This window comes from Streptomyces sp. NPDC051684 (assembly GCF_044453445.1).
Taxonomy (GTDB): Bacteria; Actinomycetota; Actinomycetes; order Streptomycetales; family Streptomycetaceae; genus Streptomyces.
In genome coordinates this window covers 126879-153116 of record NZ_JBITCS010000002.1, presented here as the reverse complement: position 1 = coordinate 153116, position 26238 = coordinate 126879, and the positions used below count along the sequence as shown (strand labels likewise).

Genomic DNA, 26238 nt, shown 5'->3' with positions numbered 1-26238 from the left:
GACGACCGTAATGGCGAGAGACCCGGAAGCGGATCGCTTCCGGGTCTCTCAGGGCTACGCGCGCGGGGGCACGGTCACGCGGTGAGCTTCGTCAGGGCCGCGTCGATGCGGGCGAAGGTCGTCTCCTTGCCCAGGATCTCCAGGGACTCGAAGAGGGGCAGGCCGATCGTGCGGCCGGTGACGGCCACGCGGACCGGGGCCTGGGCCTTGCCGAGCTTGAGGCCGTGGGCCTCGCCGGCGGCCAGGACGGCCTCCTTGAGGGACTCGGGGGAGCTCCAGTCGGCCGCGTCGAGCTTCTCGCGGGCCGTCCGCAGGAGGGCGTCGGAGCCCTCCTTCATGGCCTTCGTCCAGCTCGCCTCGTCGAAGACCGGCTCCGGGAGGAAGAGGAAGTCCACGTTGTCCGTGATCTCCGAGAGGACCTTCAGACGGGTCTGGGCGTGCGGGGCGATCGCCGCCCACTTCGCCTCGTCGAAGTCCTCCGGGGCCCACGGCGCGAACGGGGCCTTGAGCCACGGGGCGCAGCGCTCGGCGAAGTCCTTCGGGTCGAGCAGGCGGATGTGGTCGCCGTTGATCGACTCGCACTTCTTGAGGTCGAAGCGGGCCGGGTTCGGCTGGACGTCCTTGACGTCGAAGGCCGCCACCATCTCCTCGACGGAGAAGATGTCGCGGTCGGCGGAGAGCGACCAGCCGAGGAGGGAGAGGTAGTTGAGCAGGCCCTCGGGGAGGAAGCCGCGCTCACGGTAGAGGTTCAGCGAGGACTGCGGGTCGCGCTTGCTGAGCTTCTTGTTGCCCTCGCCCATGACGTACGGCAGGTGGCCGAACTCGGGCACCAGCTTGGCGAGGCCCAGGTCCTTCAGCGCCCAGTAGAGCGCGATCTGGCGCGGGGTGGAGGAGAGCAGGTCCTCGCCGCGCAGGACGTGGGTGATCTCCATCAGCGCGTCGTCGACCGGATTGACGAGCGTGTAGAGCGGAGCGCCGTTGGCGCGGACGATGCCGTAGTCCGGCACGTTCTCCGGCTCGTACGAGATCTCGCCGCGGACCAGGTCGTTGAACGTGATCTTCGTGTCGGGCATGCGGAAGCGGGTGATGGGCTTGCGGCCCTCCGCCTCGTACGCGGCCTTCTGCTCGGCGGTGAGGTCACGGCAGTGGCCGTCGTAGCCGGAGGGCTTGCCGGCGGCGCGGGCCGCCTCGCGGCGCTCGTCCAGCTCCTCGGTGGAGCAATAGCAGGGGTACGCCTTGCCGGCCTCGACGAGCTTGTCGGCGACGTCCTTGTAGATGTCCATCCGCTGGGACTGCCGGTACGGGGCGTGCGGACCGCCGACCTCGGGGCCCTCGTCCCAGTCGAAGCCGAGCCAGCGCATCGCCTCGAGGAGCTGGTTGTACGACTCCTCGCTGTCGCGGGCCGCGTCGGTGTCCTCGATGCGGAAGACCAGGGTGCCCTGGTTGTGGCGCGCGAAGGCCCAGTTGAACAGGGCGGTGCGGACCAGGCCCACGTGGGGGTTACCGGTGGGCGAGGGGCAGAAACGGACACGGACTGTTGGGGCGGATGCGCTAGCCACGCTTGACAACCTTGTTGGTGAGAGTGCCGATGCCTTCGATGCTGACGGCGACCTCGTCGCCGACGGCGAGCGGGCCGACCCCTTCCGGGGTGCCCGTGAGGATGACGTCGCCGGGGAGCAGCGTCATGGCCTCGGAGATGTTGACGATCAGGTCCTCGATGGACGTGATCATCTGCGACGTGCGGCCGAGCTGTCGCTGCTGGCCGTTGACCGTGCACTGGATCGTGAGGTCGGAGGCCTGCTCCAGGGAGAGGTCGGTCTCGACCCACGGGCCCAGCGGGCAGGACGTGTCGAAGCCCTTCGCCCGCGCCCACTGCTTCTCGCGCTTCTGCACGTCGCGGGCGGTGACGTCGTTGGCGGCCGTGTAGCCGAAGATGACGTCCTTGACGCGCTCGCGCGGGACCTCGCGGCACATGCGGCCGATGACGACGGCGAGCTCCGCCTCGTGGTGCAGCTCCTCGGAGAAGCCGGGGTACTGGATCTCGGCGTCCGGGCCGATCACCGACGTCGACGGCTTGAAGAAGGCGAAGGGGGTGTCCGGGACCTCGTTGCCCAGTTCCTTCGCGTGCTCCGCGTAGTTGCGGCCGAAGGCGATCACCTTGTTCGGGAGCACCGGGGGCAGCAGCCGGACCTTGCCGACCGGCACCTTCGTACCGGAGAGTTCGAAGTCCGCGAACGGGATGCCCTTGATGATGTCGAGGACGAGCTCGTCTGGCTTGTCGCCCTCGACCGCGCCGAAGGCGACGTTCCCGTCGATGGAGAATCTGGCGATGCGCACGGTCTGCTGCGCCCCTTTTTTATGCGTTGGCCCGGGTGGGATGTGACAGAGCCAGGCTAACGCGGCGGGGCCTGCGCCGTCGGACCGGTTGTTACGCCGCCGGGGCGGTCTGCGGTGCCACCATCAGGATGGTGCGCTTGGGGTTCGCCGTGTTCGAGGGCAGGGCGGCCGAATGCTCCGGGACGGCGGGCGCGGCCTGGATCTCGTCGGCGTCCGCGAGGTGCGCCAGCGTCGTGCGCCGCGGGTTGGCAATGTTCTGGAACATCATCGTCTTCGTCATGACTGCGCTCGGGAACCTTCTCCGTAGTCTGATGGGCCATCCCTGTAAAACGTCAGGCTAAACATCTGATTCCCGCCGAAAGCCGGGAAGTTGCGATCCACCGCGTGTGAGTTTGCTCACGGAGTACCTCGCAAATGGGGCATCCCGGGCCGTCAACTCCCGCGCCGGAAAAGGACATTACGCGACTGAAGCCACTATTCCGCTCCCGATCATGGCGACTGGGGCACCCCCCAGGTGTACACGGAAAGTCCCGCAATGGCCGGGTTGGAGCAGGTCGAATTGCACGTCCCGTGACTCTCCTCTTACGTCGCGTCACACTGGGTGCGGCTGCCACCACGGGCCTTGTTGGAGATCCTGCACTGTGCTGGAATCGCGTGGACCGCCGCAGGTACAGAACCGGCGCGCACGGGCGCAACGCAGCGCCGAGCAGCGGCGGAGAGGGGGAACCAGCGCCGGTCACTTCACGACCACAGGGGGACGTTTCAGGTCGCCCCCCGAACGACGCCGACACCGTCTTGTCCGTGCATACGGGCGGGGCGCCTGGTCCAGAGGTTGCGACGCTAGTGCAGGGACGTAAGAACAGGGATGGCAGCGCTGCGGCGGAGCCGGAGCCGCGCGGCGGGACCGGCCCGATAGCCGGCGGTACCCGGCCCCCGCACGCCCAGAACCCGGGACGCACCGCGTCCGTCGACACCTCGGAGGCCGACGGCAGGAGCGGCGCCCCCGGCTCGGCGACGCCGCCTTCGGCGAAGCCCAAGGGTCCCACCGGGCCCGGTTCGCGGATGGCGCTGCGCAACTGGCGCATCTCGACGCGTCTCGTCTCGCTGCTCGCGCTGCCCGTGGTCGCCGCGACCTCGCTGGGCGCGCTGCGCATCGCCGAGTCCCTGAACGACATCCAGCAGCTCGACAACATGAAGCTGCTGACGGAGATGACCAAGCAGGCCACCGAGCTGGCCTCGGCGCTCCAGGAAGAGCGCGACCAGGCGGCGGGCCCGCTGTCCAGCGGCGGTTCGGCGAGCGACTTCAGCGTCAAGTCGACGCGGGAGAAGACCACCCGGGCCAAGTCCGCGTTCCTGCAGAGCACCACGGACATCAAGGCGGACGGCGAGGCCGGCAGCCTGAACGGTGTGCGTGAGCACGCGGTGCAGATCGCCAGCGAGCTGATCAAGCTCAGCAAGATCCGGCAGGAGGCGTACGGCGACAAGTCGAACGCCTCGCAGACCGTCGACTCCTACAGCCGCATCATCAACGAGCTGCTCTCCCTGTCCACGGACATGGCGCAGGCCACCAGCAGCCCCGAGATGATCCAGCGCACGCGCGCCCTCGCGGCCTTCTCCTCCGCCAAGGAGTACGCCTCCGAGCAGCGCGCCATCATCGCGGCCGCCCTGCCGCCCAACAGCTCCCGGTTCGGCCGGCTCTCGGAGACCGACCGGCAGTACGGCCTCGCGGCGTCCGAGAACCAGAAGTCGCAGATCCAGTCGTTCAAGGCCGTCTACGGCGCCGTTCCCGCGCAGGAGCTGCTGAAGCCGATCGAGGAGAACAACTCCACGATCAAGGCCGCGGACACCTACGCGAACCGTGTGCTGCAGAAGACCGACGGCATCAAGTCCCAGGACAAGCGCTCGTACAAGGACTGGGTCGACGCGGACACCGCGCGCATCCAGGAAATGTCCAAGATCGAGCTGACGCTGCTCAACCAGATGGAGCAGCAGGCCCGCGAGCTGCGCAACGCCTCCGAGCGCTCGGCCATCATCAACGGTGCGCTGATCCTGCTCGTGCTCGGCGTCTCGCTCGTCGGCGCCTTCGTCGTGGCCCGCTCCATGATCCGCTCGCTGCGCCGGCTCCAGGACACCGCGACCAAGGTCGCCCAGGACCGCCTGCCCGAGCTGGTCAAGGAGCTGTCCGAGTCCGACCCGCAGGACATCGACACGTCCGTCGAGTCCGTCGGCGTGCACTCGCGCGACGAGATCGGCAAGGTGGCCGCGGCCTTCGACGACGTGCACCGCGAGGCCGTGCGTCTCGCCGCCGAGCAGGCCCTTCTGCGGGGCAACGTCAACGCGATGTTCACCAACCTCTCGCGCCGTTCCCAGGGCCTCATCCAGCGCCAGCTCTCGCTCATCTCCGAGCTGGAGTCCCGCGAGGCCGACCCGGACCAGCTGTCCTCGCTGTTCAAGCTCGACCACCTCGCCACGCGTATGCGTCGTAACGGTGAGAACCTCCTCGTCCTCGCCGGTGAGGAGCCCGGTCGTCGCTGGACGCGGCCCGTGCCGCTCGTCGACGTGCTGCGTGCCGCCGCGTCCGAGGTGGAGCAGTACGAGCGCATCGAACTGGCGGCCGTGCCCGCCACGGACGTCGCCGGTCGCGTCGTCAACGACCTCGTGCACCTGCTCGCCGAGCTGCTCGAGAACGCGACCTCGTTCTCCTCGCCGCAGACCAAGGTCAAGGTCACCGGTCACGCGCTGCCCGACGGCCGTGTGCTGATCGAGATCCACGACACCGGCATCGGCCTCTCCCCCGAGGACCTCGCCGCGATCAACGAGCGGCTCGCGTCGCCGCCCACCGTGGACGTCTCGGTCTCCCGCCGCATGGGTCTGTTCGTGGTCGGCCGCCTGTCGCAGCGCCACGGCATCCGCATCCAGCTCCGCCCCTCCGACTCCGGTGGTACGACCGCGCTGGTCATGCTCCCCGTGGACGTCGCGCAGGGCGGCAAGAAGCCTTCCGGCAAGGGCGGCCCCGGTGGTTCCGGCGGCGGTCCGGCCGCCGCGCAGGCCGCGGCCGGTGTCGCCGCCGCGCGCCGCAGTCAGGCGCCCGGCAACGCCGGTGGCCCGGCCGGTCTCCTCGGTGGCGGCTCCGGTGCGCCCGGTGGCGGGCGGCCGCAGGTCGGCGCCGGTACGGGCGGGCCGCGTGCGGCGCTGCCCGGGCGTGGCGGTGGCCCGCAGGCGCCGGTCGGTTCCGGTGCGGGCGGTCCTTCGGGCCCGGTCGGTCCCTCCGCTTCTTCCGGTCCCGCGGGGCCTTCGGGTCCCTCCGGTCCCGACATGTTCGGCAAGGGGCAGGCTCCCGGCGGTCCCGTGCCGCCGCAGCAGCGCACCCACAGCGACCCGAACGAGCCGCAGGGCCGGCGCCCGGTGCTGCCCCCGCGCGGTGGTCCGCGCGCCGAGCTGCCGGGCGGCAACCCCCAGCCCCGTACGCCGAGTTGGAGCGACGAGAACGCGCAGCCGAACCTGGACGCGCCGCGCGGCCACGACGAGCCGGACTCCACGGCCCGCTTCCCGCGCGTCCGCGACGACCGCCAGGGCCCGCCCCAGCAGGGCGGCCGCGGCGGCCAGGCCCAGGACTCCGGCCAGTTCGTCCGCTCGGACGTCTTCGGCCCGCGCGGCGGCGACGCCGGCGGCCCCGACACGACGGCGAACGGCTTCCGGGACGGCGGCCTCACGGACCGTCAGGACCCGTCCGGCGCGGGCCGGTTCGCGCAGCCGCAGGGCGACCCGTCGGCCACGGGCCGGTTCGCGCAGCCGCAGGGCCCCTCGGACGGCGGCGGCTTCCCGCGCAGGGGCTCCGGCCAGTACAACCGTCCGCCGAGCGACCCGGCCAACACCGGGCAGTACACGCAGCAGCAGGGCGACCCGTCGGCCACCGGTCAGTTCCAGAACCCGCAGGAGCCGTCGAGCACCGCTCAGTTCCCGCGTGTGCAGGACCCGTCCGCCACCGGCGGCCGGTTCAACCCGCCGCAGGGCGCTTCGTCCGACACGGGCCAGTACAACCGCCCGCCGAGCGACCCGGCCAACACCGGCCAGTACGCGCAGCCGCAGGGCCGCTCGGCCACCGGTCAGTTCGAGTTCACGCCCCCGAAGCCGCCGCAGCGCAACGGCGCTCAGGACCAGGGCATCCCGGCGCAGCCCTCGCAGGAGGACTTCCTGCCGCCCGGCGACGCGTCGGGCGGGGACGGCCGGACACCGCTGTACGACACGCTGGAAACGAACTGGTTCCACGGCCAGAACGCTCAGAACGCCCAGAGCCGGCGTGCCCCCGGCCAGGGCCAGGGTCAGGGCCAGAGCCCTCAGGGTCAGCACGCCCAGGGCCGCAACGGCCGGAACCAGAACGGTCAGGGCCGCGGCCAGGGCATGCAGTCGCCGGGCGGACGCCCCGACCAGGGCCTCCCGCAGCGGCCGCAGGCACAGGCCCCGTCGGCCGCCCCGTCGCGCCCCGCCGCGTCCCCGGACCCGGCCGAGGCCAACTGGCGGCAGTCCCCCAACGACGACCTGATGCGTCAGGCCGAGCGGGTGCGCAAGCCCGCCGCGGGCGGCGTCACCCACTCCGGTCTGCCGCGCCGTGTGCCGAGGGCGAACCTTGTGGCGGGAACCGCCCAGGAGCAGCAGACTCAGACCGGTCCTCAGGTCTCGCGCGCGCCCGACGAGGTGCGCGGTCGGCTGACCAATCTCCGTCGGGGCATCCAGCAGGGGCGGCAGGCCGGCAACACCGGCAGCTACCCCCGCCCCACTCACCAGCAGGAGCGTTAGTTGAGCCAGATGAGCCAGGCGGCACAGAACCTGAACTGGTTGATCACGAACTTCGTGGACAACACGCCGGGTGTCTCGCACACGGTCGTGGTGTCCGCGGACGGGCTGTTGCTCGCGATGTCCGAGGGGTTCCCGCGCGACCGCGCGGACCAGCTGGCGGCCGTGGCGTCGGGTCTCACCTCGCTCACGGCCGGCGCGTCCCGGATCTTCGAGGGCGGCCCGGTGAATCAGACGGTGGTGGAGATGGAGCGCGGCTTTCTCTTCATCATGTCCATCTCGGACGGCTCGTCGCTCGCCGTACTGGCGCACCCGGACTGCGACATCGGCCTCGTCGGCTACGAGATGGCGCTGATGGTCGACCGGGCGGGCTCCGTGCTCACCCCCGACCTGCGCGCAGAACTCCAGGGCAGCCTGTTGCACTGAGGCGGGTAACGGCCGGTAACCCCGGCCGCCCCCGCAGTCTGCTGCATCGGCAGCCCCGGAATCCAGTCAGCGCACGCAATCCGCACACCCGTTGTTCCGCCGTCACAATCCCCCCACCGGCCCACCCTCAGACGGCAGGCCCCCGCACTTGTCGTCCCGCCCGGAGGATCCATGACCCCGCCCACCGACTCATACGACCCGTACGGCGCCACCGCCCACGCCGCGTACGGTCCTGAGGGCGACCAGCCCCTGGTCCGCCCCTACGCGATGACCGGTGGCCGGACCCGCCCGCGCTACCAGCTCGCCATCGAGGCGCTGGTGAGCACGACGGCCGACCCCGCTGCCCTCGTGACGCTGCTGCCGGAGCACCAGCGGATCTGCCACCTGTGCCGCGAGGTGAAGTCGGTGGCCGAGGTCTCGGCGCTGCTCTCGATGCCGCTCGGCGTGGCCCGGATCCTCGTCGCGGACCTGGCCGAGGCCGGGCTCGTCGCCATTCACCAGCCGGGCGGCGACGAGGCCAACGGCGGTGCGCCGGACGTGACTCTGCTCGAAAGGGTGCTCAGTGGACTTCGCAAGCTCTGACGGCTCCGTGGGAACCGCCCGCGCGACCACCTCGGCGAAGATCGTGGTGGCGGGCGGCTTCGGCGTCGGCAAGACCACGTTCGTCGGGGCCGTCTCCGAGATCAACCCGCTGCGCACCGAGGCCGTGATGACCTCGGCGAGCGCCGGGATCGACGACCTGACGCACACCGGGGACAAGACGACGACCACCGTCGCCATGGACTTCGGCCGCATCACGCTCGACGACGACCTGATCCTGTACCTCTTCGGTACGCCGGGTCAGGACCGTTTCTGGTTCATGTGGGACGACCTGGTGCGCGGCGCGATCGGCGCCGTGGTGCTGGTGGACACGCGCCGGCTCGCGGACTGCTTCCCGGCCGTGGACTACTTCGAGAACTCGGGCCTGCCCTTCGTCATCGCCCTCAACGGCTTCGACGGGCACCAGCCCTACACCCCCGAAGAGGTCCGCGAGGCGCTGCAGATCGGCCCGGACACCCCGATCATCACGACGGACGCCCGGCACCGCGCCGACGCGAAGAGCGGCCTGATCACGCTGGTGGAGCACGCCCTCATGGCTCGCCTGAAGTAGCCGGCCCCGGTCAGGAACGGTCGGATCTCGGTCACCAAGTGGCTGGTTCCGTACGGCAGTTGTCGTAGCCCCTGCGGCGGCCTCTGTGGCCTTTGACACGCCGGGCCGTGGTGTTCATAACGTTTCGAAAGAGAATTCCCAGGGCACCGACACACGTCGCGCACAGCCGGTTCCACTGCGCTCACAAGAGCCCCGCCTTTTGGCGGGGCTCGCTCTTTATGACCGTTTTATCTGGGGTGTGCGTCACGCGGAGCTTCCGCTTCCGACTGTTTGGAAGTGCGCCTCCTGACGTGCTGGAATGCGCTGAACTGCCCAGTAGCAATGGGCCTGGAGACATACAGCGGCACAACGTAGGTGCCGACGCCGAGAGGTTGTTGGTCGAGTGAGGCGAAGCAAGAACAGTCCCGAGCCGGTCTCGGCGCGGGGCAACTTCACCCCGCCCCCGCGCGACGCGGCGCGGCCCGCGGCGGCGGCCGAGGCCACCGCGCCGGCGTCGTCGGGCGGTCGCATGTCGCCCCGAAATTGGCGTGTACCCACCAAGCTGAACGCCATCCTCCTCATACCCGTGGTCGTCGGTCTCGTCATGGGTGGCTTCCAGGTGTCGAACTCGATCGACACCTGGCAGGAGGCCGAGGACGCCGAGAACACCGCACGCCTCGTGCAGGCCTCACTGACGTACGGCAACCGCCTCATCGAGGAGCGCGACATCTCCGCCGCGCCCCTCCTCCAGGGCAAGACGGACGACCCCAAGGTCACCGCGGTCCGCGAGGCCACGGACGCCGCCGCCGAGAAGTTCCACGCCGCGGCCGAGAACATGCCGCAGAAGGAAGGCCTCGAGCGCCGGATGGCGCAGTTCACCGAGGTCGAGCCCCAGCTGAAGAAGCTGCGCGCGGCCGCCTACACCTCCAAGCTGCCCGGCGTGCAGACCGAAGAGGGCTACGTCGCCATCCAGCACCCGCTGATGGAGTTCGCCAACGAGCTCGGTCTCGGCACCGGCAACATCACCAGCTACGGCCGCACCGTCTACGCGATCTCGCTGACCAAGGCCGCGCTCTCCCTCGAGCGGTCCATCGGCATGCACCTCCTGGTGAAGCCGGGCCCCGGCGCCACGAACCTGAACCGCCAGCGCACCGCGCTCGGCAGCTACGCCTACCTCGAGAACATCGCCATCGAGGAGTACAAGGGCGGGGGTACGGCCCAGGACCTCCAGAAGCTCCAGGACACGATCAAGAAGCTGAAGTCCGACGGCGCCAAGCAGGCCGCCGCGGCCAAGGCCAAGAACCCGTCGTACGTCCCGCCGCCCGAGAACACCAAGATGGTGGCCGCCGTGGTGGCCCTGCCGAGCACTCAGCCGAGCGCCCGGCTCGCGCTCGCCCAGAAGGGCGTCACGCCGCAGAACTGGTGGGCGGTCAACACCGCGAAGTTCGACGCCTATCGCACGATCGAGTCGAATCTGGCGGACAAGGCCGTGAACGAGGCCTCCGCCATCGCCGCCGACGCGAAGCGCGAAGCCATCATCATCGGTGTCGCCGTCGTCGTCGCGCTGCTCGCCGCCTTCCTGCTCGCAGGACAGATGGCCCGGCAGATGTCCCGCTCGATGCGCCGGCTGCGCTCCGCCGCCTTCGACGTGGCCGAGCAGCGGCTGCCGATGCTCGTCGACCAGCTCTCGCGCACCGAACCGGGCCGGGTGGACACCCGTATCCAGCCGATCCCGATCGTCACGACCGACGAGATCGGCGAGGTCGCCCGCGCCTTCGACCAGGTGCACCGCGAGGCCGTCCGGCTCGCCGCCGAACAGGCGCTGCTCCGCGGCAACATCAACGCGATCTTCACCAACCTGTCGCGCCGCAACCAGTCGCTGATCGAGGGCCAGCTGACCCTCATCACCGACCTGGAGAACAACGAGGCCGACCCGGACCAGCTGGAGAACCTCTTCCGCCTGGACCACCTCGCGACCCGTATGCGCCGCAACGGCGAGAACCTCCTGGTCCTCGCCGGCGAGGAGCCCGGCCGCCGCTGGGACCAGCCGGTCCCGCTGGTCGACGTGCTCCGCGCCGCGACCTCCGAGGTCGAGCAGTACGAGCGCATCGAACTGGCCGGCGTCCCCGAGGCCGAGATCCACGGCCGCGCGGTCACCGACCTCGTGCACCTGCTCGCCGAGCTCCTGGAGAACGCGACGACGTTCTCCTCCCCGCAGACCAAGGTCCGCGTCACCGCGACCCGTCTCCCCGACGGCCGCGTCATGATCGAGATCCACGACAAGGGCATCGGCCTGACCGCCGAGGACTTCGCGGACATCAACCACAGGCTGGCCAACCCGCCGACCGTGGACGCCGCGATCTCCCAGCGCATGGGCCTGTTCGTGGTCGGTCGTCTGTCGGACCGGCACGGCATCCGCGTGCAGCTGCGCCCCTCGGGCGAACAGGCGGGCACCACCTCGCTCGTCATGCTGCCCGAGGTCATCACCCACGGTGGCGGTGGCGGGATCCAGGAGGATTCCGAGTTCACCGTCTCGACGATGATCCCGAAGCAGGCCGCGTTCGAGCACACCCCGCTGCGCACGGCCGCCGAGCTCGGCTTCGACGACAGCCGTTACGACGTCCCGGACGACGCCCGCGAACTGGACCCGGTCGGCCGCTCCCTCATGCGTGAGGAGCGCCGTGCGGCCCTGGAGGCGCAGCAGCAGGACCCCGCCCAGGAGGACCAGCGGCCCCCGCAGGACCGTCCGCTCTTCCGCGACGAGTTCCAGCCACAGCAGCCGCAGCAGGACCGTCCGACCTTCGCGGAGCAGAACGCGTACGACACCCGCCAGGCCCCGTACGACAACCGCCAGCAGCTCGCCTACGACGATCCGCAGCAGGGCGTCTACGACGAGCACCAGGGTGGCTACGACGGCCGGCAGCAGGGCGGTTTCGACGGCTTCGTCCCCGTGCAGCCCAGCCACGACAACGGGCAGCCGGACGCGTTCGGCGCCGGGTACGCGCCGCAGGACGGTTATCCGGAAGCGCCGCGGGAGTCGTACAACGCGTTCGAGCCGTCCGCGCAGCGGGCCGACTGGCAGGCGCAGGACGCCTACCGGGAGCCCTACCAGTCCGATTTCCAGAGCCCGTTCGGACCCGAAGCGGAATCCGCTCCGGACACTGCCGCGGCGGACCGGGAACGCGTAGGCTTCGACGGACACGGCATCGCCCCCTCGGCAGATCCGACCGGACCGGCCCCTTCCGCGCCCCACGCGCTGACCGACGCAGGTCTGCCGCGGCGCGGTGGCGGTGCCCCGCAGGAGCCCGCTCCGAACCCCCAGCAGGCCCCCGAGACCCGCTCCGACGAGGACACCACCTGGCGCTCGGCCAACGACGCCCGGTGGGAGCGCGCGGAGCAGCTCAGGAAGCCGAAGGCGGGCGGGGTCACGGCGTCCGGACTGCCGCGCCGGGTGCCCAAGGCCAACCTGGTCGAAGGCACGGCGGAGTCGACGCCGCAGGGCGGCCCCCAGGTCTCCCGCGCGCCCGAGGACGTCCGGGGCAGGCTCAGCAACCTGCGTCGCGGCGTACAGCGGGGACGCAGCGAGGGCAGCAGTGATACGAACGGCCAGGGCTTCGGCCCTGACAGCACCTACAACCAGGAGCGTTAGTGTGAGCCCGATGAGCCAGGCGGCACAGAACCTGAACTGGTTGATCACCAACTTCGTGGACAACACCCCCGGTGTGTCCCACACGGTGGTGGTCTCCGCCGACGGACTCCTTCTGGCGATGTCCGAAGGGTTCCCCCGCGACCGCGCCGACCAGCTGGCGGCCGTCGCCTCGGGTCTGACCTCGTTGACCGCGGGCGCCTCCCGCATCTTCGAAGGCGGCCCGGTGAACCAGACAGTTGTGGAGATGGAGCGAGGATTCCTCTTCATCATGTCCATCTCGGACGGCTCTTCTCTCGCCGTCCTTGCACACCCCGAGGCGGACATTGGCCTCGTTGGGTACGAGATGGCCCTTCTTGTCGACCGTGCGGGCTCGGTTCTCACACCGGACCTGCGGGCGGAGCTTCAGGGAAGCCTTCTCAACTAACAGACAGGCGGTGCGTATTCGCGTCCCGGGGCCGTAAGGTTTCGGGACGCGGCTCCACAGTGATGGTGCCCAGCGCAGTCGGAGGAGGAAGTTCGTGTCTGGTTCAGCAACACCCCCGAGCGGTTCGTCGGCCCAGTGGCCGCCCTACGGCCACGGCCAGGGGCGGGGCCAGGCGGGCATGGGTGACGACGGATCCCAGAACCGGTACAACTTCCCGTCTTCCCCGTCGTCGGCGAACCACGCCCGACCGACCCGGCAGCCCGGTCCCTACGACCAGCCGCCCGCGCCGCGCATCCAGCCCGTGCAGCCGCAGCCGCGTCCCGACGCGAATCCCGCACCCGCCGCGAAGAACAACCCGCTGGTTCGCCCGTACGCCATGACGGGCGGCCGCACAAGGCCGCGGTACCAGCTCGCCATCGAGGCGCTGGTGCACACCACCGCGCAGCCGCACCAGTTGCAGGGCCAACTGCCCGAGCACCAGCGGATCTGCAATCTTTGCCGGGAGATCAAGTCGGTGGCCGAGATCTCGGCCCTGCTCCAGATCCCTCTCGGTGTGGCCAGGATTCTCGTCGCCGACCTCGCGGAGGCGGGACTGGTCGCCATTCATCAGCCCGGCGGCGACGAGAGCGCCGGCGGCCAGCCAGACGTGACATTGCTCGAAAGGGTGCTCAGTGGACTTCGCAACCTCTAGCGGAGGGCCGGCTGCTCCAAGCCGCTCCACCACATCGGCGAAGATCGTGGTGGCGGGTGGATTCGGCGTCGGCAAGACGACGTTCGTGGGCGCCGTCTCCGAGATCAACCCGCTGCGCACCGAGGCCGTCATGACGTCCGCGTCGGCGGGCATCGACGACCTCACCCACACCGGTGACAAGACGACCACGACGGTCGCCATGGACTTCGGCCGCATCACGCTCGACCAGGACCTGATCCTGTACCTCTTCGGTACGCCCGGTCAGGACCGCTTCTGGTTCATGTGGGACGACCTGGTGCGCGGCGCGATCGGCGCCGTCGTCCTCGTCGACACCCGCCGCCTCGCCGACTGCTTCCCCGCGGTCGACTACTTCGAGAACTCGGGCCTGCCCTTCGTCATCGCCCTCAACGGGTTCGACGGCGCGCAGCCCTACAACCCGGACGAGGTCCGCGAGGCCCTGCAGATCGGCCCTGACACCCCGATCATCACGACGGACGCCCGCCACCGCGCGGACGCGAAGTCGACGCTGATCACGTTGGTGGAGCACGCCCTGATGGCGCGGCTCCGGTAGCAGCTCACCGTTCCACGCGAGCCGGGACCCCTGTGGGGGATCCCGGCTTTCGCGTTGTCCGGGCGCCTGCGGCCGACCACGCGCCACACTGCAGCTCTGTACTGTCGGTGCCGGGGGGCGACGAGTGTGGAGGCGGCGGCGATCGGGGTGGGCCGGGTGGTGGTCACCCGTGCCCTGGGAATGTGGCTGACGCCCCGGCGGCGCGAGCGGGAGAGCTGAGCGAACTGGTCCGCGCCCGGATTCCGGGGATGCGCGCCCAGCGCGCCGTGGACCGGCAGTTCGAGCAGATGGCGGACGCGGTCGCCGCGCGCCTGGAACCCCTGCTCGACCACGAGTTCCGCGATCTGACGGAGGTCGGGCGGCAAGCGGCGCTGGACGCGGTGACGGACGCCTTCGCCCACGCCGATCTCTCCGACGCGGCCATCATCGGCTCCGACGCGGACCCCGTTCGCCTCACCCGCGCCGTACGCGCCGCGCACCCTGCCCCGGCCGGTCTGGACGAGGCCGCCGCCCGCTTTCACGACCTGGTGTTCGCCGAGTGCTGCGACTGCTACGTGCGAATCCTGCGGCGGCTGCCGGTGGACACGGAGCGGGCGGTCACGGAACTGCTCGCGCGCACCACGTCGCTCGGCGCCGAAGTGAACCGGGTGCTGGAGCGACTGCCCGCCCGTTCCCTGTACGCGCCCGAGGGTTCGGACCAGGACGAGGCCTTCCTGCGGGAGTACCGGGAGCTTGTGGCGGCGTCCCTGGACGAGATGGAGCTGTTCGGCTTCTCCGCCGAGGCGATGCCCCGCGCACGTCTCTCGGTGGCGTACGTCAGTCTGCGCTCCGGTGACGGGGCGGGCCCCGCCCCGGAGCGCCTCGGCCGTTCGGTACGTACGGGTGCCGGGGCCTGGATCGAGGGCGAACTGGTCCGGGCTGCCGCCGCTGGAGCGCATCCCGGTGGCGGACGGGCTGACCTGTCTGGGCCTCGGCCGGTTCGCGCGGGGCACGGACCTGGGGGCGCTTCCTCTGCCGCACGGCCTTGACCTGCTGATCCTTCAGGGCGACGGTCCGCTGCTGGGCCTCGACGGCCTGGGCTCGACGCGTCCGGACCTCCGCTATCTGCATCTCCACGGCTTCGACCTGCGGTCCTGGCTCCGTGTCGAGGGTGCGCTCCCCCTCTTCTTGCCTTCCTGAACCTCTCCGGGCGCGCTCTCCCAAGGGACCTGGGCTCTCTCGCGGCGCTCCCCCCTGCGCGAGCTTTTACTGCACGACTGTCGAACGTCCCCGGCATCCGCATCAAGCGCCGTTGAACGCCGAAGGACCGGCATCCCCTGCGGGATGCCGGTCCTTCGAGACGGTCTCAGCGCCAGCTGTGCGGCGCGCGGAAGCCGGGCTCGCGCTCCAGGCGGCGCCATCCGGCGCGCGGCTGACGCACCCGGTGTGCCGGCGCGGCAGCGGCGGGCTGCGCGGAGGCGCGCGCCAGCAGGATCGCGGTGATGGCCGCGACCTCCTCGGGCTCGGCGTGGCCCTTCTCGACACGGATGTCAGGCATGGACATGTGGCAGGTCTCCTACGAGTTGTGCCGGTTACTGCGGCGGGTTGCCGTGCTTGCGGGACGGCAGGTCGGCGTGCTTGGTGCGCAGCATCGCCAGGGACTTGACCAGCACCTCGCGCGTTTCCGCGGGGTCGATCACGTCGTCGACCAGACCGCGCTCCGCCGCGTAGTACGGGTGCATCAGCTCGGCCTTGTACTCCTTGACCATCTTCTGGCGCATCGCCTCGGGGTCCTCCGCCTCGGCGATCTGCCGACGGAAGATCACGTTGGCCGCGCCCTCGGCTCCCATCACCGCGATCTCGTTGGTCGGCCAGGCGTAGGTGAGGTCGGCGCCGATGGACTGCGAGTCCATGACGATGTACGCACCTCCGTACGCCTTGCGCAGGATCAGCGAGATCCGCGGCACGGTGGCGTTGCAGTACGCGTACAGCAGCTTGGCGCCGTGCCGGATGATCCCGCCGTGCTCCTGATCGACACCCGGCAGGAAGCCGGGCACGTCGAGCAGGGTCACGATGGGGATATTGAAAGCGTCGCACATCTGGACGAAGCGGGCAGCTTTTTCGCTCGCCTCGATGTCCAGGACGCCCGCGAGGGCCTGCGGCTGGTTGGCGACGATGCCGACGACCTGGCCGTCGAGCCGGGCCAGGGCGCAGATGATGTTGCGCGCCCAGCGCTCGTGGACCTCCAGGTAGTCGCCGTCGTCGACGAGCTCCTCGATGACCTTGGTCATGTCGTAGGGGCGGTTGCCGTCGGCCGGCACGAGGTCGAGGAGGACGTCGCCACGGCGGTCCGCCGGGTCGTCGGACTCGACGGTCGGCGGGTTCTCCCGGTTGTTCTGCGGGAGGAGCGAGAGCAGGTAGCGAACCTCGGCGAGGCAGGTCTCCTCGTCGTCGTACGCGAAGTGCGAGACACCGCTCGTCTCGGCGTGCACGTCGGCGCCGCCGAGCCCGTTCTGCGTGATGTTCTCGCCCGTGACCGCCTTCACCACGTCCGGGCCGGTGATGAACATCTGCGAGGTGTCCCGGACCATGAACACGAAGTCGGTGAGGGCGGGGCTGTAGGCCGCGCCGCCCGCGCACGGGCCCAGCATCACGCTGATCTGCGGGATGACACCGGACGCCCTGGTGTTGCGCTGGAAGATGCCGCCGTACCCGGCGAGCGCCGAAACACCCTCCTGAATACGGGCACCCGCACCGTCGTTCAGCGAGACCAGCGGCGCACCGGCCGCGATGGCCATGTCCATGATCTTGTGGATCTTCGTCGCGTGCGCCTCACCCAGCGCCCCGCCGAAGATCCGGAAGTCGTGCGCGTAGACGAAGACCGTGCGGCCCTCGACCGTGCCCCAGCCGGTGATGACACCGTCCGTGTGCGGCTTCTTGGCCTCCAGACCAAAGCCCGTCGCCCGGTGCCGGCGCAACTGCTCGACCTCGTTGAACGAACCCTCGTCGAGGAGCAGCGCGATGCGCTCACGCGCCGTCAGCTTGCCCTTCGCGTGCTGGGCCGCGGTCGCCTTCTCACTGGGCCCCGCCAGCGCCTGCGCACGGATCGCGTGCAGCTCGGCCACGCGTCCGCGTGCGTCAGTGGGCTCGTCCCCCGGGTTCGAGGCGGTGTCGTCCAAAACGGTCATGTAGTGACCTTACGAAGTGCGCACCGGAAAACGGGCCGTCGACTCCGTACAGTCTCCGGCCCGTTTTCCTGGTAGCCCTGAACAGAACCCTGCCGCGGGGAGGTCGAAGTGACTGCTCAGGGCGGGTCCGCCTTGTAGACGTCACACAAACCGGCGCCCTGAGACCCGCCTCACACCGCGGTCTGGGCAGCGCGTCCCGTGCACGCCCGAAAGGGCGACGTGGCTCATATCGGGCTGTAACCGAAGAAGCACGCAGCGCTTGATGTTGAACATTGAACATCGTCGCGCTACAGTCGGAACCAGTTGATGGTTCAACGTTCAACATCAGTGCGTCAATCCACTTGGCACCACCCGTGCCGCCCGTCCCCAAGGAGCACGTCATGGGCATCTTCGGCCGCAAGAACGAGTCCACCGCCACCCCCGACGCCGCCGCCGCGCCGGCCAATCCGGACCTCGCCGCCGTCACCGGCGACTACACCGTCGACCCCGCTCACACCACGCTCGGCTTCGTCGCCCGGCACGCCATGGTGACCAACGTGAAGGGCGGCTTCAGCGACTTCACCGGCTCGCTGCACCTGGACGGCTCGGATCCGGCCAAGTCCACGGCCTCCTTCGACGTGCAGATGGCGAGCATCTCCACGGGCAACGACGACCGTGACGGCCACCTGAAGAGCGCCGACTTCTTCAAGATCGACGAGTTCCCGACGATGACGTTCCGGTCGACCTCCGCCGAGTCCCTGGGCGGCGACGACTACCGCATCACGGGCGACCTGACGATCCTCGGCACCACCAGGCCGCTCAGCATCGACCTGGAGTTCAACGGCGTCGCGAAGGACCCGTTCGGCAACGAGCGCGTGGGCTTCGAGGGCAAGACGGAGATCCTCCGCTCGGACTGGGGCCTCACCTGGAACGCCGCGCTGGAGACCGGTGGCGTCCTGATCTCGGACAAGATCAAGCTGAACTTCGACATCTCGGCCATCAAGGAGGCCTGAGGTTCAGCCACGAGTTGCGGCGGTCACGAGTTGCGTGGCCGCCAACTCGGCGTAGCGGGCATCCCGTTCGAGCAGTTCGACGTGGGTGCCCTGGGCGCGTACGCGCCCGCTTTCCAGCACCACGATCGTGTCCGCGTCGACGACGGTCGAGAGCCGGTGCGCGATCACCAGGACCGTGGTGTGCCCGGAGAGGTCGCGGACGACCTCGCGCAGGTGCTGTTCGTTGACCGCGTCGAGGTGCGAGGTCACCTCGTCGAGCAGGAGCAGCCGGGGCCGGCGCAGCAGCGCTCTCGCGATGGCCACGCGCTGGCGTTCGCCGCCCGAGAGCAGCACGCCGCGGTGCCCGACCGGGGTGTCGAGCCCGTCGGGCAGCCGGTCCACGAGTTCGTCGAGCCGGGTGCGGGTCAGCGCCTCGCGCACCTCGTCCGCGCTCGCGTCGGGGGCCGCGTACCGCAGGTTCTCGCGCAGGGTTCCGGCCAGGACGGGCGCGTCCTGCTCCACGTAGCCGATGGCGGCGCGCAGTTCGGTGGGCGGCCAGGCGCGGATGTCGCGGCCGTCGACCGCGACGAGCCCGGAGTCGTGGTCGTAGAAGCGCTCCAGAAGCGCGAACACCGTGGACTTGCCCGCGCCCGAGGGGCCGACGAGGGCGGTGAGGCCGTGCGGCGGGGCCGCGAAGGTGACGCCGTCGTGGGCCGGGAGCCGGTCGTCGGCGTAGCGGAGGACGACGTCGGTGAAGGTGACACCGAATCCGCCGGGCGGCGCGGGACTCGCTCGTTCCGCCGGCAGGTCGCTCTCCCCCGGCAGTTGCTCGATCTCCGCCAGGCGGGCCACCGCCGCCATGCCGCCGGTCAGGCCGGTCCAGCCCTCCGTCAGCTGCCCCAACGGGCCGACCAGGTAGAAGAGATACAGCAGGAACGCGATCAGTGAGGCGACGTCGAGGGCGCCCGACGCGACGCGCGCGCCGCCCACGCCGAGCACACACAGGAACGCGAGCTGCACGGACACGCTCGTCGAGACCTCGGACGCGGAGGTCCAGCGGGCGACGGTGAGCCCCTTGTCGCGGGCGCGGCGGGCGGCCCCGGTGACGGCGGCGCGCTCGCGGTCCTCCGCGCCGTTCGCCTTGACCGTACGGAAGGACTGCAGCGCCCGGTCGAGCCGCGCGCCCATCTCCCCGACGGCCTCCTGGGCCTCGGTCTGCGCGCGGCGGATGCGGGGCATGAGCAGGGCGAGCGCGGCGGCCGTCGCGGCGAGGGCCAGTACCGTGACGACCAGCAGCACCCCGTCCATGGCCCCCATGAGGACGACCGTCCCCGCCAGGGTGAGCGCGCCGCTCACGGAGTCGACGAGACCGCGGGACAAGGCGGTGCGCAGCAGGGTCGTGTCGCCGGTCGCGCGCGTCAGGAGGTCACCGGGGCTCAGCCGGTCGACGGACGCGACGTCGAGGCGGAGCAGCCGGGCCACGAGGCGTTCGCGGGCGCCGAGGACGACGGCTTCTCCGGTGCGGCACATGAGGTACGTGCCGGTCGCGGTGAGCGCGGCGCCCGCGAGCACGATCACCGTGAGCAGCAGGAGGGCCGGGGCGGGCGAGCGGTGCTCGGCGAAGTCCCGCACCGCGTGCTGCGCCATGACCGGCATCGCGAGCGCGGCCCCCGACCCGGCGACCGCGAGCAGTCCCCCGAGGACGAGCGGAGGCGCGTGGGGCCGGCCGTGGACCAGCAGACGACGGAGCCGATCCGGACGGGCCGCACCCGGCGCCTTCGCGGACCCCGGACGGGGTGCACCCGACACGGCCGACCCCCCGGCGGACACCGCGCGACGCTCACCCGGCACGGCCGACACCCCCGCAGACACCGGACCGGGGTCACCCGACACGGCCGGAGCCCCCGCGAACCCCGGGCGGTGCTCACCCGACACGGCCGACGCCCCCGCCCCTGCCGGGTGTCACCGACATCAGCGGGCGGTAGTCCTGCTGGGACGCCCGCTCGCCCACCATCCGGCCCTGCGCGGTCACCCATGCGTGTGGGGCGAACGGGGGTGTCGCGCGGACGCCCGCGTGCCAGGTGGGCCAGGTTCCGGTCAGGCGGCACAGCAGGGCGACGGCGAGCGAGCGCGGGAGGCAGCCGTACCAGCCGGCGCAGCGGCGGCTCGTGGCGACGACCGACGCGTACGCGGTGAGCGCCGTCTCGTACGGGGCCGGGCGGGCGCCGCGGGCGAGCACCCCGAGGACGCGGCGCAGGCGGTCGGGGCGCAGACGTGCGAGGGGGAGGGCGAGCGCGACCGCCAGGCGTACGCGGATCCCCCGCGCCCCGCCGTCCGGCATGGTCATCTCGGTGCTCACGGCGTTGCCAGCCGCGCGGCGACGAACTGGCGGGTCAGCTCGGTGACGTCCGCCTCGGCCTGGTCGCGGTCCACGTCGAAGGCGGCGACGAGCCGGTCGACGGCGGTGCGCGGGCCGCGCCCCTGCGCCGCGGCGATGGCGACGACCGTCGCCGTCTCGTTCAACTGCCAGTAGGTACCGGCCCGTTGGTCGAGGAGTACGCCGCCGTAGTCCGTCGTCGTGACCGCGATGCCGTCGTTGAGCTTCACCGGGTGAGGGCCTCTCTCGGGGAGGGTCTGGGGGCGCGCAGCCACATTTCGCAGGCGAGCGCCGCGTCGATGGAGTGCCGGGTGTGCAGGGGCGAGTACGGGTCGGCGGCCAGGGCGTCGAGGGCGCGGGCGTCGACCAGGCCGAGGGCGGCGAGCCGGGAGCCGTGCCACAGCTCCCGGATGTCGTCGGCGTGCCGGACCAGGCCCTGGGCGCTGTCGCCGTTCATGTGGTCCTTCGTGGTGCGGGCGAGCAGCGGCGCGGGCACGACGCCGCGTACGGCCCCGGCAAGCAGCGGTTTGTAGCGCGCCGGGTCGACGCGGTCGGCGAGGCGCACGGCGAGCGTCGCCTCGATGACGTGGTCGGCGTACATGGGCGCGGCGACCGGGAGTCCGAGGCCGAGCCCGTACGCCTCCATGGCCTGGAAGTGCCGGGCGCCGATGCGGATGGTGTCGAGGTCGAGGTGGCGGCCGGGGCGGGGCGCGAGCGGTTCGGCGTGCGCGGCGGCCTCGCGGAAGGTGTCGCGGATCAGGGTGCGGGCCCCGGGCGTCAGCCAGGGCGGCAGGGTCTGCCGCACCCCCCAGGACAGCTGGGGCGTACGGGCGGTGGGCGGGGCGGCGCCGGTCACGGCGTCCGCCAGCCACGCGCCGAAGGACGGGCGGGTCAGCAGGGCGCGCGCGGTCGCCGTCAGCGGCCAGCCGAGCTGGTGCCGCACGGCGCCGATCCGGTGCAGGGCCGCGCGCGGCTGCCGCGGGAACAGGTCGCCCGCGACGGCCGGCAGCGCCATGAACAGTTCGTCGCCGCCGTACCCGGTGAGATGACAGTCGGAGCCGGTGGCCGCCGCGCGAGCGAGGAGCATCCGGGCGCGGGCGCGGGCGGGCGCGACGGGCAGCGGTTCGTCGGTGGGTACGTCGCCGGGGGCGGGCGCGTCGCCGACTCCCGCGTAGAACAAGGGCACTTGGGCGGCATCGACGACCTCGTGGGACGCCTCGGGGGCGAGGGCGGCGGCGCGGCGGGCCCACGTCTCGTCCTCGGCGTACGGCTCTCGGGAGGCGACGGTGAGCAGGGCGAGCCGCTCGGGTTCGGCGCGCCGGGTGAGGAACGCGAGGGAGGTGGAGTCGAGGCCGCCGGAGAGCTCGCAGCTGACGCGGGGGCGGTCGGCGAGGTGGGCGCGGACGGAGCGGTCGAGCGCGTCGTGGAGGCGCAACACGCCGTCCGTGAGCGGGAGTTCGGCGTCGGGGGCGTGCCACCAGCGATGGGTGCGGTGTCCGGAACCATCGAGGGCGAACGCGAGGGCCTGGGCCGGGTCGATCTCGGTGACGCCTCGCCAGACGGGCCGCCCGCCGAGCGGGTGCGGCACGAAGTCGAGGAGGCGCAGGGCGAGCGCGGCCTCGTCGACTCCGGCCCCGGTGAGCGCGGCGAGGACGGCGGGCCGGTCGGAGGCGAGCCGAGGTCCTGGCCCGGTGGTGACGTACACGCGACGCAGCCCGGAGGCGGTGCCGCGCACCCAACTCACGCCCTCGACACGGGAGATGACGTGATGCACGCCGGGCAGGCGGCGGGCGAGGCGGGCGTGCAGTCCGGCGTTGTCGCGAGCGGCACGGAGGTCGACGTCGAGGCCGTCGACCCCGCTCGGGCCGATGACGACGACGGCGTCCGCGCCGCGCACGGCGCCGCGCACGCCGCGCAGTGGGGCGCGGACGACCATCCACGGCCGACCCGAGGGGTACCGGAACACCCGACCTCCGTCGAGGAGTTGGGCCGCGCGCTCACCCGCCGGGGTGTCCGGCAGGACGACGAAGCAGTCACGGGCGGCGGGCGACTTCATTCCTGGGCACTCCCGGGTCGGCGGCACGGTTCGATCAGGTGAAGCGGCGGACGATCCACTCCTTGTAGGCGCCGTAGAAATAGCCGCCCGTCGTCTTGGTGAAATCGCCCTGCCGGCACATCGCCGGCTTCGCGTAGGCCTTGCGTCCGACCTCTCCTTGAGGTTGCAACTGCGACTGATATCTCGACTGCTTCCGCGACTGCTGCGTCATGACCTCTCCACCTCACCTGTGCGAAACGGATGTGATTGGTGTGCAGCACGTGAACACCGGTGCCATCATGGCCCGTTCACACCGGAAACCGCGCGCCAGTTCACGCCATTCAATACTGGCCGTGCGCGCGGTGATTTGCTTTCGCGTGCAATCAGATGGGCGCCCGGGGCCGGCCGCCGAGGTCGCGCGCCCGCTGCCCCGAGAACCGGCGTGCGACACTGCCGCCCATGGCGCCCACCCTTGAGCGGAGTGCTGACGCCGAGGGCGTCGGACGGGAGATCCTCGACGAGGGCGCGGGCTCCGCGCCGTACGTCCTGCGCGACACCCGCGTCACGGGCGTGCTGCGGCTCGACGGGGCGGAGATCCGGCGGGCCGTGCGCTTCGAGGCGTGCCGGTTCGACGAGGCGGTGAGCCTGGAGGGCGCGAGCACGCTCGGCATCGCGTTCACGGACTGCGTGCTGCCGGGACTGCGGGCGTCGACGGCCCGGTTCGGCGGGCGGGTCGACCTGCGGCGGTCGACGATCGGCGAGCGCGACGGGGCGGACAGCGCCGTCGACCTGGTGCACGCCGACGCCGCGGGCGGCATCCGGCTCGACGGGGCGCACCTGGTGGCGCCGGGGCGGATCGCCCTGGAGGGCGGCGGAGCTCTGGTGCGGGGCGGCGTGTTCTGCGAGAACGGGTTCGTCGCGGAGGGCGAAGTCGGCTTTCCCGGCGCCGAGTTGCCGGGCGGCCTGTGGCTGCGCGGCGCCCGGATACGCGTGGGGGCGGCGGACGCGTACGCGTTCCAGGGCGACGGCCTCAGCGCGTCGAACGTCCGGTGCCAGGGCCTGCGGGCGGACGGGCGGGTCCGGCTGCGCGGGGCGAATGTGACCGACCTCGTCTCCTTCCAGGACGCCGAACTCGGCGGCACCGGCTCGTCGTTGATGTGCGTGGGCATGCGCGCCGAGGCCCTCGACCTCGCGTTCGCGCGGGCGCCCGCGGGCGGCGTGAACCTGCGCAACGCGTACGTGGCGAGACTCCAGGACGCCCCGCGGACCTGGCCCGCGACGCTGGGCCTCGACGGACTGACGTACGACTGGCTGGGCGACGTCGCCCCCACGCGCCGCGAGGACGTCACCTGCCGCCTCGACTGGCTGCGCCGCCACCCCGGCTACGCGCCGCAGCCGTACGAGCAACTCGCCGCGCACTACCGGCGATCCGGCCACGAGGACGAGGCGCGCCGGGTCCTCCTCGTACGGGAGCGCAGACGGCGCGGCACGCTCGGCCCGGCCGGGAAGGCGTGGGGGCGGCTGCTCGACGCGACCGTCGGATACGGCTACCGGCCCTGGATCGCCGGGATCTGGCTCGCCCTGCTCACCCTCCTCGGCTCGCTCGTCTTCCACGCGTACAAGCCGGTGCCGAACAAGCCGGGCGAGGGCGCTCCGTTCAACCCGGTCGCGTACACCCTCGATCTGCTGATCCCGGTCGGCGGGCTCGGCCAGCGCGAGGGCTGGCACTGGGCCGAGGCGGGCGTGCAGGGGCTGTCGTACACGCTGATCGGGGTCGGCTGGATCCTGACGACGACGCTGCTCGCCGGGGTGACCCGCACGCTCAGCCGGGGCTAGCGCCCCCCCCCGGCCCGTGCGTGACGCGCACCACATCACCGCGTCGCCGTGTCACAACCCGCGCGCCCCGATCCGTCTCCTCCGTGAGCAGTCACGGGAGGAACCGGATGTCCGCACGCACGGAACGCAACACGCCCGTCCCCGCCGCAGGTGAACGCCTCGCCGACTGGGCCGACGGCCGGCTCGGGATCTACGGCCTCGGCCGCAGCTATCTGCGCAAGGTGTTTCCCGACCACTGGTCGTTCATGCTGGGCGAGATCTGCCTCTACACCTTCCTCATCCTGATCCTCACAGGTGTCTATCTCACCCTCTTCTTCCATCCGTCGATGAACGAGGTGGTCTACGACGGGAGTTACGTGCCGCTGAAGGGCATCCGGATGTCGGAGGCGTACTCCTCCACGCTCGACATCAGCTTCGACGTGCGTGGCGGGCTGCTCATCCGGCAGATCCACCACTGGTCGGCGCTGATCTTCGTCGCGGCGATGTTCGTGCACATGATGCGGCACTTCTTCACCGGCTCGTTCCGCAAGCCCCGCGAGCTGAACTGGCTGTTCGGCTGGCTGTTGCTGTTCCTCGCGCTCTTCGAGGGGCTGCTCGGCTACTCGCTCCCCGACGACATGCTCTCCGGCGCGGGCATGCGCCTCATCGAGGGCATGACGCTCGCCGTCCCGATCGTCGGCACGTATCTGTCGTTCTTCCTGTTCGGCGGCGAGTTCCCGGGCCACGACATCGTGGCGCGCTTCTACTCGATCCACGTCCTGCTGCTGCCCGGCATCATGGCGGTGCTCGTGGTCACCCACCTGATCCTGGTCTTCTACCACAAGCACACGCAGTACCCGGGCCCCGGAAAGACCGAACGGACCGTCGTGGGCGAGCCGTTCTTCCCGAACTACGTCGCCAAGGCGGGCGGCTTCTTCTTCCTCGTGTTCGGCGTGGTCACGCTCGTCTCGGCGGTCGCGTCCATCAACCCGGTCTGGGTGTACGGACCCTACCGCCCGGACCATGTCTCGACCGGGGCGCAGCCGGACTGGTACCTGGGGTTCGCGGAGGGGCTCGTGCGCGTGATGCCGGGCTGGGAGGTGATACTTGGCGGCCACACCCTGGCGCTCGGCGTCTTCATCCCGTTCCTCGCGTTCCCGCTGTGGCTGGTGCTGATCGGGGTGTACCCGTATCTGGAGGCGTGGATCACCGGCGACAAGCGGGAGCACCACATCCTGGACCGCCCCCGCAACCGCCCGGTGCGCACGGCCCTCGGGGTGGCCTGGCTGACCGGCTTCCTCGTGGCGATGGCGGCCGGCGGCAACGACCTGTGGGCCACGCACTTCCACCTCTCGGTGAACGCCATCACGTGGTTCGCGCGGGTGGCGCTGTTCGCGGGCCCGGTCCTCGCGTTCATCGTGACGAAGCGGCTGTGCCTCGGCCTCCAGCGCCGCGACCAGGAGAAGGTCCTGCACGGCCGCGAGACGGGCCGCATCAAGCGCCTCCCGCACGGCGAGTACGTCGAGATCCACGAACCCCTGAACCAGGCCGAGTCCTACCATCTCACCCAACACGAACAGCCCGCTGCCCTGGACCCCCTGCCCACCGAGGACGAGCACGACGTACGCCGCCGGGTGCGAGCGGCGCAGCGGCTGCGGGTGGCCCTGTCGCGGTGGATGTTCGGCGAAGGCGCACAGATACCAAAGGCCCGGCCATCCCTCCGAGCCCCTGCGGCAACCGATCAAGCCCCTACGGCGACCGATCCAGCGAGGGACCGGTGATTCAAGCCCCTACGGCGACCGATCCAGCGAGGGACCGGTGATTCAAGCCCCTGCGGCGATTGAGCAGCGGG

General features: G+C 71.1%; 22 protein-coding genes. 12 read left to right on the top strand and 10 right to left on the bottom strand.

Going from position 1 to position 26238, the window contains the following annotated elements:
- Nucleotides 1–74: 74 nt before the first annotated feature.
- From gltX to ACIA8D_RS03150, 3 genes are all read right to left on the bottom strand, one after another.
- On the bottom strand, nt 75–1559 hold the full coding sequence (gltX, locus tag ACIA8D_RS03160) for a glutamate--tRNA ligase (protein ID WP_399228204.1): 1485 nt from the start codon (nt 1557–1559) through the stop codon (nt 75–77).
- On the bottom strand, nt 1552–2337 hold the full coding sequence (locus tag ACIA8D_RS03155; protein WP_399228203.1) for a fumarylacetoacetate hydrolase family protein: 786 nt from the start codon (nt 2335–2337) through the stop codon (nt 1552–1554). Before ACIA8D_RS03155 ends, gltX begins: the two co-directional genes overlap by 8 nt.
- A 91-nt stretch (nt 2338–2428) precedes the next feature.
- Complete coding sequence (locus ACIA8D_RS03150) at nt 2429–2617, bottom strand: hypothetical protein (protein ID WP_385761300.1); 189 nt, start codon at nt 2615–2617, stop codon at nt 2429–2431.
- 563 nt (nt 2618–3180) lie between these two features.
- On the opposite strand from ACIA8D_RS03150, the gene ACIA8D_RS03145 reads away from it, so the two are divergent.
- The 9 genes from ACIA8D_RS03145 (at nt 3181) to ACIA8D_RS03105 (ending at nt 15049) form a co-directional block, all read left to right on the top strand.
- A complete protein-coding gene (locus ACIA8D_RS03145; RefSeq protein WP_399228200.1) occupies nt 3181–7134 on the top strand; it encodes a nitrate- and nitrite sensing domain-containing protein in 3954 nt (1317 codons plus the stop codon).
- Nucleotides 7135–7143: 9 nt separating this feature from the next.
- Nucleotides 7144–7557: a roadblock/LC7 domain-containing protein gene (locus tag ACIA8D_RS03140; RefSeq protein WP_306318913.1), complete on the top strand. Its 414-nt coding sequence runs from the start codon at nt 7144–7146 to the stop codon at nt 7555–7557.
- Nucleotides 7558–7728: 171 nt separating this feature from the next.
- Nucleotides 7729–8139, top strand: coding sequence for a DUF742 domain-containing protein (locus ACIA8D_RS03135; RefSeq protein ID WP_399228199.1), 411 nt, complete (start codon nt 7729–7731; stop codon nt 8137–8139).
- Nucleotides 8120–8707 carry an ATP/GTP-binding protein gene (locus ACIA8D_RS03130; RefSeq protein ID WP_356388885.1) on the top strand — a complete coding sequence of 196 codons (588 nt, stop codon included), beginning with the start codon at nt 8120–8122 and terminating at the stop codon, nt 8705–8707. The genes ACIA8D_RS03135 and ACIA8D_RS03130 overlap by 20 nt, the downstream gene beginning before the upstream one ends.
- A 382-nt stretch (nt 8708–9089) precedes the next feature.
- The gene (locus ACIA8D_RS03125) at nt 9090–12335 is read left to right on the top strand and encodes a nitrate- and nitrite sensing domain-containing protein (protein ID WP_399228197.1); all 3246 of its coding nucleotides are present in this window, start codon (nt 9090–9092) and stop codon (nt 12333–12335) included.
- 10 nt (nt 12336–12345) lie between these two features.
- Nucleotides 12346–12759 (top strand): roadblock/LC7 domain-containing protein, encoded by a 414-nt coding sequence (locus ACIA8D_RS03120; RefSeq protein WP_240140277.1) that lies wholly within the window; start codon nt 12346–12348, stop codon nt 12757–12759.
- A 94-nt stretch (nt 12760–12853) separates the two neighbouring features.
- Nucleotides 12854–13450 carry a DUF742 domain-containing protein gene (locus tag ACIA8D_RS03115; RefSeq protein WP_399228194.1) on the top strand — a complete coding sequence of 199 codons (597 nt, stop codon included), beginning with the start codon at nt 12854–12856 and terminating at the stop codon, nt 13448–13450.
- Nucleotides 13431–14021, top strand: a complete 591-nt coding sequence (locus ACIA8D_RS03110; RefSeq protein WP_399228193.1) for a GTP-binding protein — start codon at nt 13431–13433, stop codon at nt 14019–14021. Before ACIA8D_RS03115 ends, ACIA8D_RS03110 begins: the two co-directional genes overlap by 20 nt.
- 182 nt (nt 14022–14203) lie before the next feature.
- Nucleotides 14204–15049, top strand: a complete 846-nt coding sequence (locus ACIA8D_RS03105) for a hypothetical protein (RefSeq protein ID WP_399228192.1) — start codon at nt 14204–14206, stop codon at nt 15047–15049.
- A gap of 317 nt (nt 15050–15366) precedes the next feature.
- Here ACIA8D_RS03105 and ACIA8D_RS03100 read toward each other — a convergent pair whose 3' ends face one another.
- On the bottom strand, nt 15367–15564 hold the full coding sequence (locus ACIA8D_RS03100) for an acyl-CoA carboxylase subunit epsilon (RefSeq protein ID WP_399228189.1): 198 nt from the start codon (nt 15562–15564) through the stop codon (nt 15367–15369).
- A gap of 28 nt (nt 15565–15592) precedes the next feature.
- Entirely contained in the window at nt 15593–17188 is a 1596-nt protein-coding gene (locus tag ACIA8D_RS03095) for an acyl-CoA carboxylase subunit beta (protein ID WP_399228187.1), read from the bottom strand.
- A 380-nt stretch (nt 17189–17568) separates the two neighbouring features.
- Here ACIA8D_RS03095 and ACIA8D_RS03090 point away from each other — a divergent pair, with 380 nt between their 5' ends.
- On the top strand, nt 17569–18180 hold the full coding sequence (locus ACIA8D_RS03090; RefSeq protein WP_399228186.1) for a YceI family protein: 612 nt from the start codon (nt 17569–17571) through the stop codon (nt 18178–18180).
- A gap of 3 nt (nt 18181–18183) precedes the next feature.
- On the opposite strand, the gene ACIA8D_RS03085 is transcribed toward ACIA8D_RS03090, so the two are convergent.
- The 5 genes from ACIA8D_RS03085 to ACIA8D_RS03065 all read right to left on the bottom strand — a co-directional run bounded on the left by ACIA8D_RS03085 (nt 18184) and on the right by ACIA8D_RS03065 (nt 22803).
- Complete coding sequence (locus tag ACIA8D_RS03085) at nt 18184–19968, bottom strand: ABC transporter ATP-binding protein (protein ID WP_399228184.1); 1785 nt, start codon at nt 19966–19968, stop codon at nt 18184–18186.
- Nucleotides 19969–20083: 115 nt separating this feature from the next.
- A complete protein-coding gene (locus tag ACIA8D_RS03080; protein WP_399228182.1) occupies nt 20084–20518 on the bottom strand; it encodes a lasso peptide biosynthesis B2 protein in 435 nt (144 codons plus the stop codon).
- Nucleotides 20515–20766: a lasso peptide biosynthesis PqqD family chaperone gene (locus tag ACIA8D_RS03075; protein ID WP_399228181.1), complete on the bottom strand. Its 252-nt coding sequence runs from the start codon at nt 20764–20766 to the stop codon at nt 20515–20517. Before ACIA8D_RS03075 ends, ACIA8D_RS03080 begins: the two co-directional genes overlap by 4 nt.
- Nucleotides 20763–22592: an asparagine synthase-related protein gene (locus ACIA8D_RS03070; protein WP_399228180.1), complete on the bottom strand. Its 1830-nt coding sequence runs from the start codon at nt 22590–22592 to the stop codon at nt 20763–20765. The genes ACIA8D_RS03075 and ACIA8D_RS03070 overlap by 4 nt, the downstream gene beginning before the upstream one ends.
- A 34-nt stretch (nt 22593–22626) precedes the next feature.
- Nucleotides 22627–22803 carry a putative RiPP precursor gene (locus ACIA8D_RS03065; protein ID WP_399228179.1) on the bottom strand — a complete coding sequence of 59 codons (177 nt, stop codon included), beginning with the start codon at nt 22801–22803 and terminating at the stop codon, nt 22627–22629.
- A 227-nt stretch (nt 22804–23030) separates the two neighbouring features.
- Between ACIA8D_RS03065 and ACIA8D_RS03060 the strand changes: the two genes are divergently transcribed.
- Both ACIA8D_RS03060 and ACIA8D_RS03055 read left to right on the top strand, forming a co-directional pair.
- Nucleotides 23031–24407 (top strand): pentapeptide repeat-containing protein, encoded by a 1377-nt coding sequence (locus ACIA8D_RS03060; RefSeq protein WP_399228177.1) that lies wholly within the window; start codon nt 23031–23033, stop codon nt 24405–24407.
- Nucleotides 24408–24514: 107 nt separating this feature from the next.
- Nucleotides 24515–26167: a cytochrome bc complex cytochrome b subunit gene (locus ACIA8D_RS03055; protein WP_399228176.1), complete on the top strand. Its 1653-nt coding sequence runs from the start codon at nt 24515–24517 to the stop codon at nt 26165–26167.
- Nucleotides 26168–26238: the final 71 nt, after the last annotated feature.

Coding starts and splice junctions, on each gene's coding strand:
- ACIA8D_RS03150 (WP_385761300.1), bottom strand. CDS start 2,617: ATGACGAAGACGATGATGTTCCAGAACATTGCCAACCCGCGGCGCACG.
- ACIA8D_RS03140 (WP_306318913.1), top strand. CDS start 7,144: ATGAGCCAGGCGGCACAGAACCTGAACTGGTTGATCACGAACTTCGTG.
- ACIA8D_RS03135 (WP_399228199.1), top strand. CDS start 7,729: ATGACCCCGCCCACCGACTCATACGACCCGTACGGCGCCACCGCCCAC.
- ACIA8D_RS03120 (WP_240140277.1), top strand. CDS start 12,346: ATGAGCCAGGCGGCACAGAACCTGAACTGGTTGATCACCAACTTCGTG.
- ACIA8D_RS03100 (WP_399228189.1), bottom strand. CDS start 15,564: ATGTCCATGCCTGACATCCGTGTCGAGAAGGGCCACGCCGAGCCCGAG.
- ACIA8D_RS03095 (WP_399228187.1), bottom strand. CDS start 17,188: ATGACCGTTTTGGACGACACCGCCTCGAACCCGGGGGACGAGCCCACT.
- ACIA8D_RS03090 (WP_399228186.1), top strand. CDS start 17,569: ATGGGCATCTTCGGCCGCAAGAACGAGTCCACCGCCACCCCCGACGCC.
- ACIA8D_RS03070 (WP_399228180.1), bottom strand. CDS start 22,592: ATGAAGTCGCCCGCCGCCCGTGACTGCTTCGTCGTCCTGCCGGACACC.
- ACIA8D_RS03065 (WP_399228179.1), bottom strand. CDS start 22,803: ATGACGCAGCAGTCGCGGAAGCAGTCGAGATATCAGTCGCAGTTGCAA.
- ACIA8D_RS03060 (WP_399228177.1), top strand. CDS start 23,031: ATGGCGCCCACCCTTGAGCGGAGTGCTGACGCCGAGGGCGTCGGACGG.
- ACIA8D_RS03055 (WP_399228176.1), top strand. CDS start 24,515: ATGTCCGCACGCACGGAACGCAACACGCCCGTCCCCGCCGCAGGTGAA.